We start from the raw sequence: 260 nt of genomic DNA, 5'->3' as shown, positions 1-260 counted from the left end.
AGCGGTTGATGCAAAAGGATCAACTATTTTTGGTGGCTGTGCTTCTGCTCGTAGGATGACAGGAATTGGTGGGAATGTAACACCTCCTAATTTAAAAAGAGAACTTATAGATGAAGTATTTCATGTGAATGACGATGAGAGTGTTCACATGTGTGAGCAGATTGTTAAAAATGAAAGTCTTCTTGTTGGTCCATCTTCAGGAGCAGCACTTTTTACAGCACTTAAGTTAAAGGAAAATATAAAAGGCAAAAAAAATATAG

Annotated in this window: 1 protein-coding gene; it reads left to right on the top strand. The window is 36.5% G+C overall.

All coding sequences use genetic code 11. From position 1 onward, the window contains the following. The coding region (locus SB775_RS30890) for a pyridoxal-phosphate dependent enzyme (RefSeq protein ID WP_410865076.1) at window positions 1–260 on the top strand (260 nt) is incomplete at both ends.

The organism is Peribacillus sp. SIMBA_075, assembly GCF_046534585.1.
This window is presented reverse-complemented; position numbering and strand designations above follow the sequence as displayed.